Genomic DNA, 12,958 nt, shown 5'->3' with positions numbered 1-12,958 from the left:
ACCAGGCATGTTCGAATGACATGAGAACTGTGTCCGGTGGGCATGTTAAGAGTTAACACATGACTGAAATAACTTTCTTGCACACCTCAGACTGGCAACTGGGAATGACGCGCTGGTTCCTGGATGATGACGCCCAAGCGCGGTTTGACGCCGCTCGATTAGCCGCGATTAAGAAACTAGGGCAGACTGCACTGGAGCACGGCTGTGCTTTTATCGTCGTAGCCGGTGACGTGTTTGACGCAAATTCCCTGGAACGTCGCACCCTGGCGCGCGCCTTGGATACTCTGTCGGAGCTGCCCGTTCCGGTGTATCTCCTGCCCGGCAACCACGATCCGCTCACCGCGGACAGCGTGTTTTACTCCACCACAGATATCGCGGGCGTGACCGTTCTATCTGATAGCAAGCCAGTTTCCGTGGCTCCAGGCGTGGAAATAGTCGGGGCTCCGCTGCTCAGCAAACGCGCGACCACAGATCTAGTATCGGCGGCTATAGAGCCCCTCGCGCCCTATGACGGCGTACGGATCTTAGTCGGGCACGGCCAGGTGGCCAGCAGGGGAGACATCAAACCTGACCTTATTGACCTCGCGCGTGTCGAAACCGCGCTTAACGACGGCACCCTAACCTACGTGGCCTTGGGAGATACCCACTCCACGGAATCGCTCGGAACAACTGGGCGTGTCTGGTTCTCGGGTTCTCCCGAAGTCACTGATTTTCATGACCATGCCACCGCCGGCGGAGGTGAATCAAACTCCGGCAATGCCTTGGTCGTGACCGCGACTGAGAACAGTGTTGACGTCTCGGAGATACCGATCGGCACATGGACGTTCGACGCGCTGGACTGGGAACTGCTTAGCTCGGACGATGTGGACGCCTTCCTTGGAACCCTCAAGGACTATCCCAATAAACCCTGTACGGCCATCAAATATGGGCTTCGGGGTACTCTCGATGTTCCGACCATGCAACGGTTGGAGCAGGGGCTTGATGATCTCGAGCCGGTCTTCGCCTCCCTCAAACCCCGGGAACGCCTCATGGATCTGGTCCTGGCCCCGCAACCGGAAGATCTCGCCGAGCTCAGTATCGCTGGCTATGCACGCGCCGCTCTCGACGAACTGATTGACAGCTCTGATCCCGCAGCAGACTCTGCGGTTCGGCTCATGTTCCGCCTGGCAAAGGGAGCTTAACTAACAATGCGTATCCATGACATCGAACTCACCAACGTCCGCGGACTGGAGCACTTTCGGCTCACTGACATCCCCGAACATGGGGTAATCGTGATCTCAGGCGACAATGAGGCTGGAAAATCGACAGTGGTTGAGGCGCTTGCGATAGTGCAACAGTTCCGCCATAGAAGCACCAATCGTAACATCCGAGCTCTCCAACCTAGTGGCAAAGACGTCCCCGTCACTATTGAGCTGCGCGCCACCGTGGGAGAGACGACCTTCCGTATCCGCAAGCAGTACTTACGTAAAGCTGCTGCAGAACTGATTATTGAACAGCCGCGACGCGAAGTTTTCACTGGGGATGCTGCCGAAGATAAACTGGCAAGCCTTTTGGACGAGCATGTGGACTCTGCGCTGGCAGAAGCTCTCTTTGTCAAGCAGGGAGACGTGGACACTGCTATCGCAGCAGCGGGAATCCCTTCGTTGCGCGCTGCCTTGGAACGAGCCGAGGGCAGTACAGAGATCATCGACGACACTGACTTTATGAAGTCTGTAGAAACCGAATATCAGCGTTTCTACACTGCGAAAGGGAAAGAAACCGGCGAGCTTGTCGCGGCCATTAAAAAACTCGCCGTCGCTGAGGAAAGCTTTCAAGACGCTCAGGCACGCAACGCGGAGCTGGAAAGAAATCTCAGCATCGTCGAGGATCAGAAGAGACTTCTGGAAGAACTACGCACCAAGATTCCCAAGGCCGTAGCAACCGCGGAGAAAGCTCGGGAAGAACTAGCACAGGCGGAGCGGCAACAGCGGGAACTCGACACCGCTCAAGCTACCCTCAACCACCACAATCTGCTGGTGAAAACAGCTGACCAGGATGTGGCGCAGCGCGCTGAACTCGCAGCAGCAGTCGAAACCAAGAAACAGTTATTGGACAAGCTCACCGAGCAACACACCAAGCTCACTGAAAGGAAGGCCGAGCACTCCGAGAAGCTGCAGCGCGCAAAAGAAAACCTGGCAGCGATCACGGCGCGCCTTAGCGACGCCCGCAAAGCCCTCAGCACCATGCGAAGCCGTCACGCCGCAGCAGTGGCAGCAGAAAAACTCGACACGCTCACCGCGCTCATCACCAAAGCTGAGCAACGAGAACGCACAGTCAGGGAGCTGCAAGAGCAGGTGCCGTCCACTTTGCACACCAAGGAGCAGCTTCATGCAGTAGCTGATGCCAGGCTCGCAGTCACCATCGCGGAAACTAAACTCCATGCCGAATCCGCCACGCTGCGTCTTACCGGTGCGCCAGGAACCATGGTGACAATAGGTGATGAGGAAATTGCGTTAAGCAAAGAGTCGAAAGACTTCCATCTCACGCAATGCACCGACATCACCATCGGGGATACGGTGGCAACGTTCATCCCACCGAGTACCGGCGACAGCGCTCGGACCGAGGTAGCCGCTGCGAAGGAAGCCCTAGCCTCGCTCCTGGCCCAAGCTGGTGTTCCCGATGAAGAAACCCTCCGATCTGCCTTTGACGAGCAAGAGGAAACCCTTCGCTCTCTGCAGGCAGCGCGCCGCGAGCTGAGCGTGGTCCTGGGCGAGAAAGACCTTGCCACGCTGCGTGCGCAGGTGAAAGAGCTTGAACAAACGGATCCCGACCCAGACCCGATTCCTGTTGAAAAAGCAACCACCATGATAGAGGAGCTCGAAGCCGAGCTGCGCACTGTGGAATCCGAGCACGCGGCAGCGAGCGCAGAGTTGCGCGAGGTGGAATCAGACAGCGTGCAGACCGACCTAAAGGTGTCCGCCGCGCGTATCGACGACGCAACTGCTCAGTTACAGCGGGCTGAAGAACAACTAGGCACTGCGAGGGCCAGCGCCTCTGATGAGGAGCTAGCCACACGCACTGCGCAGGTTGTGGATGATCGTGACAGAGCACAAGAGCGGGTGGAGCGGCTGAACGAAACCATGCCAGACATGGAACTGTGTAGCTGGCGTGCCACGAGCTCCGCGGAAAATCTGGCATCACTGCGTAACGAAGAAAAAGAAAGTTCGCTGAAACTTCAGTGGCACGGCGGCGAAGTGGAACGTGCGGAAGGTGTTGCTGAACAACTAATCAAGGCTTCAGAGGTAAAGGAAGCCGCCCAGTATCGCTACGAGCGGGTCCGTGCTCAGGCAGACAGTGTCAATCTGCTTCGAAGCACACTGATCAAACACCGAGACGCTGCTCGGGAGCGTTACGCGGCACCGTTTGCAGAGAAGCTCAGTGGCCTAGCCAGCACCGTTTTCGGTATGGGAGTGGAGTTTTTCCTTAATGATTCGCTGCAGATCGAACAGCGCGTGGTGGATGAGACGGTGGTCTCGGTGTCTGATCTGAGCGGAGGAGCCCAAGAACAGCTGGGACTGTTGGCTAGGTTCGCTATCGCGGATTTGGTGGCCGACGAGGAGGGCGTTCCGATCTTTGTTGATGATGCGCTGGGTAACACCGACAACCTTCGCTTGGAACTGATGAACTACGTGTTCTCGCGGATGGGCAGCCAACACCAAGTGTTCGTGCTCACCTGTATGCCGTCGCGTTATCAAAAAATCTCCGGTAAGACGTCATTCAGGATGGAGGATCTAAAAATGGGCCGGCCGTGATAGCTGGCCAGCCCGTAGCTAAGGAAGGGCGTTTTAGGCGTCCTGGCGGATGGCGGAGCCTTCGATCTCGATGTGGATGTCCTCGGAGATAAGCACGCCACCGGTGTTCAGCGGAGCGTTGAAGTCAATACCGAAGTCTGTGCGGTTGACCAGGGTAGTGGCCTCGAAGCCAAGGCGGGTCTGGCCGTCGGGGTCGACGGCGGTGCCGGAGATCTCGACGTCGAGGGTGGCCGGCTTCGTGATGCCCTTGATAGTCAGGTCGCCGGTAACGGTGCCTGCGTTGCCATTGATGTAGAACTCGGTGGCGGTGAAGGTGATCTCTGGATAGGTCTCGACAGCGAAGAAGTCGTCGCTGCGCAGGTGGTTATCGCGGTCATCGTTGCTGGTGTTGATGGAGGCCACCTTAATGACTGCGGAGGCTGCATTTTTCTCGCCGTAGCTAAGGGAAGAGTCGAATTCGGTGAACTCACCGCGGACCTTGGTAACCATGGCGTGGCGGAGCCAGAAGCCGATGCGGGAGTGGGCTGGGTCGAGGGTGTAGGTGCCGTTGAAGTCAGACATTGAAAAGCTCTCCTTAAAGTTGGGTTCCACATTTTCTAATGGACTGTCCGTCCGTAGTCACATAGTACTGCTATCTTGTAGACGCGTCAACAATAAAATTTTTTGCGCACAACGTGCAGCTTGTGGCCTATTTTTGAAGGCTGGGACAAAGTGATCTTGGCGACGTATGAAGGTTTGGATACCGACCCGATATCGCCTATGGTTATAAGCATCTTGTCGGGATCGTGTTTTATTAATTTGTGGAGCGTTCCTTGCCCCGCACACAAAATGAAGGTTAAGTGACGTAAATGACAAAGGGCTCAGGCTGGCTCAACGACGACGAACAAAAGCTGTGGCGTCTCCTTCTAGGGGGGATCCGCCACCTCGAACGCGGAATGGAAGAAACTCTCCAGCAGGATTCCGGCCTCGGGGCCAGCGAGTTCGCGGTCCTCGTCTCCCTGTCTGAAGCGGAGGATCAGTCGCTGCGCCTGCGTGACCTGTGTCAAAGCCTGGAATGGGATCGGAGCCGTGCGTCCCACCAAATCACCCGGATGGAGCGACGCGGGCTCGTCGTGAAGCAAAAGTGCGAAGACGATGCACGCGGTGTGCTCGTGGTGCTCACCAAGGAAGGGATGTCGCGCCTCGAAGCAGCTGCGCCAGGGCACGTGGAATCTGTGCGACGTTTGGTCTTCGATCACCTCACTGATGAAGATGCTGTGGTTCTTGAGCGTTTCTTCGGTAATCTTGTGGCCACTGAACTGGGATAATGCCATATCAGGGTGAAAATCAGGGTTTTACCCGATGTGCTTTTTCACTCACGCTGCAATAGTGAGAAGTGACCGGCAAGTACAAGAAAGGAACCCACAATGACCACCCCACACGACTACTCCAAGCTCGACGGAACTATCCCGCTGCTGAACCGCAAAATGCACCGCAGCAAGACCAATTCTGTGTTGTTCGGTGTCCTCGGTGGCATCGGTGAAACCTACGACGTTGACCCCAACCTGCTACGCATCCTCGCGGTGGTCGCGTCCCTGTTCACAGGAATCCCCGTCGTCATTTACATCGCGGCGGTGGTGCTGATGTGGAACACCTAACCGAGTCTTGCTTCGCCGGCACCCTGAAGAGGGTGTCGGCATTTTGGTTCGTCTACTTTACGCGACGAAAAACAATGAGTAGTCGTGGCGGCGTTTGTAGAGGACAGTAAAGCCCTGTTGGGGCTGCGTAATCCGGGTAGATAGTGACGCCCTAACCGTTGGGTCCTCATCGACGCCACCGTGTTCCATGTGGTCCAGTAGGAGGGCAACCCACAAGGTTGGCTTAAGGTACATTTCGTGTGGATAAATTTATCCGGTTTCCCGTGTCACACTGGGGATTTCGCCGATTTTCGTTTTCCACGGCTTCCAAAACAGGGCTCGACTGAATCTTCACGGATTTGGGCCAGGGTTGTGGTAGAGGCAGTTCGCTGCGGTGCTAGGCCAAATACATGGCAAAAAAGAACCGGCCTTTCTGCGCGTTGTGCGGACACGGCCTCGTAAAAAAACGGGAAGACTGCCGCCGGCACTCAACGCTGGATATGCCCAGCCTGTAAAGCCTCGTCGATCAACACACGCCCCATCGTGCAGGAAAAACGCCACTTCGCCATCTTCCTCGACTGGATTTTGTCCGGTGAATCAGCAGACCATCTTGCCAATCGGCTCGGGATTAGCCACCGCACACTCACCCGGTGGTTTCGCTTGATGTGGTTTATTACCGTCCCCACCTATACCGACCCCTATCGGGTCTATGTCCAGGTCTTTATCGACGGCACCTACTTCCACAAGAAGTGCCTGCTGTAGCCTGCACGAAAGACCACGTTATTGCTTGGCATTGGTGCTTGAGGGAAAGCTCCTACGAATACCTCAAACTCCTCGACAAAATTGCCGAACCGCTCGTCGTGACCACTGACGGCTCCGGCGGCGCACTCAAAGCCATCCATACGACATGGAAGAATGTGCAGATTCAACGCTGCCTCGTCCACGTTCAGCGCAATACGTTCACCAGCATCAGTCGCAACCCCATATACCCAGCTCACAAAGCCATTCGGCGTTTGGGTTACATGCTCACCCAGGTACACCCACCGCAGTGCACGTCGCGCCCTGTGCCGTCTAGAAAAGCTTGCCGCCAGTGGTGAACTATTCGTCTACCTTGCCCCACCCAACGGAGTGACCACGGACCTAAAGGCCACAACCAATGTTCTAGAAGGAGGAATCAACAAGCAGCTCAAAGACCTGGCAGGCAACCATCGCGTCAATGTTTGACGAGCACCAACGCATCGCCATGGACTGGTGGCTCTACATCCATACAGAACAACCAACACCACCACTAGAGCTAGCCCAGCAACAAGACTTCGGACGAGTTGGAGAACAATCCGCACGCACTGCTTGGGCGAAAGAAGAACTCCACAGACGCGGCCACCTAGATGGACGACCCGCCACATACGACACAGGCATCGACGCCGTATGGAACCCCAGCATAGGAGTAAGAAAAGGCTGGGTCGGCAGATGAAAAATCCACACGAAATGTCCCTTAACACACAAGATTGCGTTGGTTAGATATGGCGTCACTCACCCCGTTGCTGCTGCCAGATGAAGAGATTCGTCGGATGTCACGGCGGATTACCGAGATGTTTTGACAGCCGGCTCGAATGCCTGGATTTCAACCCCCGACACACCAAACCTGGCAAGTGTAATGTCCACAAAGTCCAACACCTGCGACATGACGGGCGCAGACAGGGAAACCACCAGGGAAGTAGGGCCCGAGGTGGCAGCGACAAACCGCACCTCCGGCAAGCTGCTGAGCGCTGTAGCCAACTCGCGAATCTGCCCGGGGGCCATCGTGAGCCACACCAACACAGAGGACTCTAGGCGGTGGGCCTCCAGATTCATCTCAACTTCAAAGAAGAGAATCTTTTCATCGCGCATACGCTGGACTCGGCGTGACACCGTCGCAGGATCAATATTTAAGGAGGTAGCTACGTCGCGGTGTGGGCGACGGCCGTCGGCGGCTAGCTCTTCCAAAATTCGGCGATCAAGCTCGTCCACCTCGCTTGCAAGATTAAGCGGGTTTGTTTGCCCCTGCGCACCCCAAGTTTGTAGCAGCTGGACGACGGTGACGGTGCCCACCCGCGGATCCTTTTGTAGCGCCTGGATGACGCTGTCTTGACCGGCCGGCGACGAGATCAGGCCGAACGTGACCTCATCATGGGCCATCGTGACGCGAACCCAGCGGGTACGGGGGATGCTCGCGAGTTCGCGTCCCACTGCCTGGGCGTGTCCGGCACGGACCTGGGCGCGGATCATCCATGCTACGGTTCCGCCAAACCCGGGGAGGGTGCGGCCGAAAACACGAATGATGCCCATGCGGTGCAAGCGTTGATAGCGTCTGGCGACAGTACGCTCGGCGAGGCCTGTCTGTTTTGAGAGCTCGCGGAAGCTCGCGGTGGGGGAGAGATTGATGGCGTCGATAAGCGTGCGATCGGCGTTGTCAATAGGTGAGGATGTCATGAGGATCAAATGTCGATTTATTGAATACTTCGCGGTTACTTTGACTACATGTTGCATAGAGGTGGATATTGCTGGATATGTCCTAGTGTAATGCTCTCTATGACCAACCCAAAAGAAATGACTGAGCAACGCCCCGCAGTGATAGAGCCCACCCCGAAGCGCGCTGGAATGACCCGCGCGGAGATGGCCGGCGCGTACGCGGCACTCGTCGTGACGCTCCTGCAGACGCTGGTAGTGCCCCTCACCCCACGATTCCCACAACTGTTCGACACCACGGCCTCGATGGCCGCGTGGATCGTCACCGCGACGCTGCTCACCGGTGCGATTGCCACCCCGATCCTGTCGCGTTTGGCAGACATGGTGGGCAAGCGCCGAATCATTTTGGTGTCCCTGGCGCTGGTGTTGGTCGGTTCCCTCATCGCCCCGTTCGGCGGGATTGTGGGAATCATTGTCGGACGCAGCCTGCAGGGTATTGGCACCGCAATCATCCCGGTGACCATGGCCCTGATGCGTGACCATGTGCCACACGAGCGCCTGCGTCCGGCTCTCGCGCTGATCTCCGCGATGCTCGGCATCGGCGGTGGCCTGGGCATCCCGCTGGGCGGCGTGATCATGAAACTCGCTGGCTGGCAGTCAATCTTCTGGCTTTCCGCAATCATGACCGCACTCGCCATTGTCGCGATTGTGCGCGCCATCGAACCAGAAGAACGCACCGTCCACGGCGGCAGCTTCGACCTACGCGGCGCGGTCGTCCTTTCCATTGGCTTGACGACGTTCTTGGTCGGCATGTCCAAGGCCGGAGAATGGGGATTCGCCTCACCACTGACCATCAGCCTGATCCTCATCGGCCTAGCGGTTCTGGGACTGTGGACCTTGCTGCAAAGCCGCACCGAGCACCCACTGATGTCCATGCGCACGGCATTCGAACGACCCATCTTCATGGTTAACGTCGCGGCACTCCTGCTCGGCTTCACCATGTTCATGAACCTGCTGGTCACCACCGTGCAGCTGCAGAACCTGCGCGTCGAGCACGGCTTCGAACTGGGGCCACAGGCCGCCGGTCTGGCCATGCTGCCATCCGCGATCATCTCCGGACTAATGGCTCCTGTGTCCGCCCGCATCGCAGAACGCTTCAGCCCCCGTGTCCTACTCGTTCTCGGCTCCCTGATCGTCGCCACCGGCTACCTGCTGCGCTGGGGGATGAGCCCCAACGTGGGCATGGTCATCTTCTGGGCCACCTTCCTCACCGTCGGCATCTCCCTCGGCTACTCCGCGCTGCCCATGATCGTGGTGCACCACGTGGACCGCGCGGACACCGCAAGTGCCAACGGCCTCAACGCACTGCTGCGCTCCATTGGTATGACTCTCGGCTCCACATTCGTCGGCATGGTGGGTGTACTACTGGCAGTAGAGCACGCTGGCCACGCCGGACCATCCTGGAATGCCAACGTAGCAGTGTTCCTCACCGGTGCTGTCGCCGGACTCATCGCAGCAGCAGCGGCCTTCCTCACCGAAACCCGACACGAAAAGAAGTAAAGGATGTCATACTCCGTCGCAGCAATCGATACCCACGCCCACGTGTACCCAGCCTGGTACCTCGACCGACTGGTTGCTGCCGGTGGCGACCCAGCAGCAACAGCCGTCGCACGCGGTATCCGTGCAGACAGCACCCCAGAAGACATTCAAGCCCGCATCGCAGGAATGGACATCGCAGGAGTTGAAGTGCAGCTCCTGGCGGTCACCCCGCAATCGCCCATCGTGCCAGATGCAGCAGCTGGGGAGAAACTAGCCCGCGACATCAACGAAGAATACCTGCGCCTCCACACCGAGTATCCTGGCCGATTCTGGCTCTACGCAGCACTTCCACTGCCACACGTTGCGGCAAGCCTCCGCGAAATCGAACGCATCGCCACCGAACCCTTCCTGGGCGTCAGTTTCCCAGCACTCCTCCCAGGCGGCGGATCTCTCAACAACCCTGACTTCGACCCCATTTGGGAAGCCCTCAACGACGCACACGCTGTAGTCAACATCCACCCCACCGGCCAAGGCGCCTGCTCTGCCCCGATGCTCGAACACCGACTCGAATGGGTAAACGGAGCACCAGTCGAAGATGCCATCGCAACCCTGCACCTACTGAAAGCCGACATCCCAGCCCGATACCCAAACATCCACTTCCACGTGGCACACCTCGGCGGCGACCTCCCATTCCTCGCCCAGCGCATCGAAGACAACTACACCGACTGGAACGCCTTCCCCAGCTCACCACGGCAAACCCTCAGCAAGTTCTACTTCGACGCCGCCAACTTCCACGAACCATCACTCCGCCTAGCAGCAGAAACATTCGGGCCAACCCAAATCATGGCGGGCTCTGACTTCCCGTACTTTCAAGACTCCAAATACACCCGGGCGTTCTCCTACGTGCGTGATTCCAGCCTCTCCGAAGAACACCGCGAAGCCGTCTTGCGTGGCAACGCCATGAGGCTGTTTGGGAAGTAGAGCGTAGCTTTTTAGGGAAATCCGGGAAGTATTTCCCGGGTCTTGGGGGAAATTTTGCTGATTTGCGAGGTTTTCAGGCGAGTCGCGCCCCGAGATCCGGGTCGTACTTCCCGGGAAATGGAATTTGTGGGGGCCTTTCCGAGTTTCTCGGCGCTGTGGCTGGTGTTGGCCTGCATGCTAGACCTCGACATTACGCGCCCGAGGCTTCTTCGATATAGGGTCCGGGTGTGCGGACTTTTTCTTGGAGTCCTACGCGTCGATAAATCGGTGGGCGTGTCAAGTTGTTTGTGTGTGGTGGTTGGTTTTTAGATGTATTGGTTGAAACGGTCTGGGTAGGCGACGATCATTTGGTTGAGTGCTTCCATCCAGCCGATCGTTGTCCGGCCTTCGATCATGCGGCCTGATCCGTCTGCTTTGGGCGCGCCTTTGGGTTTCTTGGCTCGTTTGATCGCTCGTTTATCTTCGATGTTGCAGATCGTCAACCACAGTGCCTTCACTGCGGCTTGATCATTCGGGAATTGAATACGGTTACGTGTTGCTTTACGCAACTCACTACTTGAGCGATTCGATCGCGTTAGTGGTGTACACCATCTTCCTTGACCTGAGGTGTGAACTGCAAGAACGGCACAAACCTATCCCAGGCACGTTCCCATACCAGCACCGATTGCGGGTACTTCCTCCCCAGCTCGCTACCGGCAAACCGATCCAGTGCCTGACGTGCCTCGGTCTCGTTGACAGCAGTGTAAACCTGGCGCAGCGCTGCGGACACCGCCTTGCGGTCACCGTAGGCGACGTACTTGTTGGCATTACGAATCAAGTGCGCCACGCAGGTTTGTACCAAGGACCCAGGCCAGGTCGCTTCGATCGCTTCCGGCAGGCCTTTAAGCCCGTCGCAGGCAACAATAAACACGTCCTCAAACCCCTCGGTTGGCAAGCTCTGCGCACACGCCCGACCAAAAGGATGCTCCTTCGGTGGCGGCGCCCGAGATACCAAGGATATGGTTAGCTCCACTTAGGTCAATACCGACCGCGATATGGGCTGCCTTGTTAATGACCCTGCCACCATCACGGATGTTAATGCGGATGGCATCTAAGGAACATGATCGGGTAAAACGCATCCAACCTGCGGTGCCATCATTGCATTACCGCTTCCAGCACACTGTCGGTGACGTTGCTTATTGTTTCATGCGACATGTCCACCCCATATGAGGTGGCGATGTGGTGCTGGATATCCCTGACCGTCATGCCGTCGGCATATAACGAGACGATCATGTCACCAGGGTTCCGTGATCCTGCGGGCCCCTTTGGGTACCATACGAGGGATAAAGGTGCCGTCGCGATCACGAGGAACATCAATATCGATCGGTCCGTAATGGGTATCGATAGTTTTGGAATACGACCCGTTGCGGGAATTGCTCTGCCCAGCTGCAGCCTTGCCTGCCCGGTCACCGGAGTTGTATCCCAGGTGGGCGTCCATTTCAGCGGCTAGACCACTATTGATGGATGATTGCAGCACGCCACGTACCAAAGTGTTGATATCACCGTCAGCTGCTTCGGCAAGCTCGCCGATCATCTTCGCTGGTTCAGGGCTCGCCAGGATCCGCTGAGATACGGCACGGACCTGATCGGCATCCTTATGCTTCTTTGTCAGACGTAACAGTCATAATGGTTCATCCTTCCGGCTATGTGGTGGAAACCCCACACACAAACCATTTGACACTCTCATATCGGTCAGTAACGGTTCCAACCCCCGGCTTGCAGCCAGGGTTCGATATCCCCGGCGTTTAAACCGCTTGCAATAAACATACCAAGTAATGTACTCATCCAACAGAGTCACCACTTGACTTTTTGTCAACTCCCTCGGATTAATATCGTGGTAATAAAACACCTCACGTTTTAACACACCGAAAAACCCTCCATCGCAGCATTATCACCACTGGTAGCTTTCCGCGACATCGATGGAATCACCCGGTAATCGGCCAAATCCTCAACCGGCGTGGTGCTGTCAGTGACCGTGATCGTTTCAAACCACGCCTTCGCCCGGTAATGAAACCCCCGATCCGAATGGATAATCGGCTTTTCACCAGGGCCTAGCTGATCGATCGCATCCTGGATCATCTCGGTCACCAACGCCACCGACGGACGGTGACCAATCATCACCGACACCGGATACATATCATGCAGGTCAATAACCGGGGATAGATACAACTTACCGTCCTTACAGGGGATTTCACTGATATCAGTGACCCATTTCTGATTCGGGGCATCAGCATAAAAATCATGAGTTAACACCGGCACACCATCATCGTCCACACACTCCCGGTAGGTGGCAGACAGCTCGATGACCTCTTCATGCGTTGTACGGCCTTTCTCATCGGCGACATACAACCGGTTGGCCACACTCGGGTCCGTCTCTTCCTTGTAGTAGCTGTAGGATCGACGTCGTTCGATCTTCGGGGATAGATCAAACTCGGCCATGATCTCCCGCACGATCTTCTCTGATACCCGTATGCCGGTTTCTTTCAAGATCGTATGCACTACCCGGTACCCGACCCGATAATGCTCTTCCTCGCAGATCTTAATCAC

General features: G+C 56.8%; 10 protein-coding genes and 2 pseudogenes. 7 read left to right on the top strand and 5 right to left on the bottom strand.

Features of this window, described 5'->3' with window-relative positions:
- Positions 1–59: 59 nt before the first annotated feature.
- Positions 60–1,181 (top strand): metallophosphoesterase family protein, encoded by a 1,122-nt coding sequence (locus ACZ6ZO_RS11405; protein WP_182385859.1) that lies wholly within the window; start codon positions 60–62, stop codon positions 1,179–1,181.
- Positions 1,182–1,187: 6 nt separating this feature from the next.
- Positions 1,188–3,791: an AAA family ATPase gene (locus ACZ6ZO_RS11400; RefSeq protein WP_182385860.1), complete on the top strand. Its 2,604-nt coding sequence runs from the start codon at positions 1,188–1,190 to the stop codon at positions 3,789–3,791.
- Positions 3,792–3,824: 33 nt separating this feature from the next.
- On the opposite strand, the gene ACZ6ZO_RS11395 is transcribed toward ACZ6ZO_RS11400, so the two are convergent.
- Positions 3,825–4,352: a YceI family protein gene (locus tag ACZ6ZO_RS11395; RefSeq protein WP_465292726.1), complete on the bottom strand. Its 528-nt coding sequence runs from the start codon at positions 4,350–4,352 to the stop codon at positions 3,825–3,827.
- A 287-nt stretch (positions 4,353–4,639) separates the two neighbouring features.
- Between ACZ6ZO_RS11395 and ACZ6ZO_RS11390 the strand changes: the two genes are divergently transcribed.
- A complete protein-coding gene (locus ACZ6ZO_RS11390) occupies positions 4,640–5,098 on the top strand; it encodes a MarR family winged helix-turn-helix transcriptional regulator (protein WP_182385862.1) in 459 nt (152 codons plus the stop codon).
- A gap of 99 nt (positions 5,099–5,197) precedes the next feature.
- Complete coding sequence (locus ACZ6ZO_RS11385) at positions 5,198–5,428, top strand: PspC domain-containing protein (RefSeq protein ID WP_208767691.1); 231 nt, start codon at positions 5,198–5,200, stop codon at positions 5,426–5,428.
- A gap of 57 nt (positions 5,429–5,485) precedes the next feature.
- On the opposite strand, the gene ACZ6ZO_RS11380 is transcribed toward ACZ6ZO_RS11385, so the two are convergent.
- Entirely contained in the window at positions 5,486–5,662 is a 177-nt protein-coding gene (locus ACZ6ZO_RS11380) for a hypothetical protein (protein ID WP_465292723.1), read from the bottom strand.
- A gap of 155 nt (positions 5,663–5,817) precedes the next feature.
- On the opposite strand from ACZ6ZO_RS11380, the pseudogene ACZ6ZO_RS11375 reads away from it, so the two are divergent.
- Positions 5,818–6,878 (top strand): annotated as a pseudogene (locus tag ACZ6ZO_RS11375) (IS1/IS1595 family N-terminal zinc-binding domain-containing protein).
- A 110-nt stretch (positions 6,879–6,988) separates the two neighbouring features.
- Here ACZ6ZO_RS11375 and ACZ6ZO_RS11370 read toward each other — a convergent pair.
- Positions 6,989–7,876, bottom strand: a complete 888-nt coding sequence (locus tag ACZ6ZO_RS11370) for an Lrp/AsnC family transcriptional regulator (protein WP_182385865.1) — start codon at positions 7,874–7,876, stop codon at positions 6,989–6,991.
- Between the two features lie 99 nt (positions 7,877–7,975).
- Here ACZ6ZO_RS11370 and ACZ6ZO_RS11365 point away from each other — a divergent pair, with 99 nt between their 5' ends.
- Both ACZ6ZO_RS11365 and ACZ6ZO_RS11360 read left to right on the top strand, forming a co-directional pair.
- Positions 7,976–9,412 (top strand): MFS transporter, encoded by a 1,437-nt coding sequence (locus ACZ6ZO_RS11365; RefSeq protein ID WP_465292720.1) that lies wholly within the window; start codon positions 7,976–7,978, stop codon positions 9,410–9,412.
- 3 nt (positions 9,413–9,415) lie between these two features.
- On the top strand, positions 9,416–10,372 hold the full coding sequence (locus ACZ6ZO_RS11360) for an amidohydrolase family protein (RefSeq protein WP_182385867.1): 957 nt from the start codon (positions 9,416–9,418) through the stop codon (positions 10,370–10,372).
- A 305-nt stretch (positions 10,373–10,677) separates the two neighbouring features.
- Here ACZ6ZO_RS11360 and ACZ6ZO_RS11355 read toward each other — a convergent pair.
- A pseudogene (locus ACZ6ZO_RS11355) lies at positions 10,678–12,032 on the bottom strand (IS256 family transposase).
- Between the two features lie 236 nt (positions 12,033–12,268).
- Positions 12,269–12,958 carry a transposase gene (locus ACZ6ZO_RS11350; RefSeq protein ID WP_465292718.1) on the bottom strand — a complete coding sequence of 230 codons (690 nt, stop codon included), beginning with the start codon at positions 12,956–12,958 and terminating at the stop codon, positions 12,269–12,271.

The organism is Corynebacterium sp. NPDC104732 (assembly GCF_055583565.1).
This window is presented reverse-complemented; position numbering and strand designations above follow the sequence as displayed.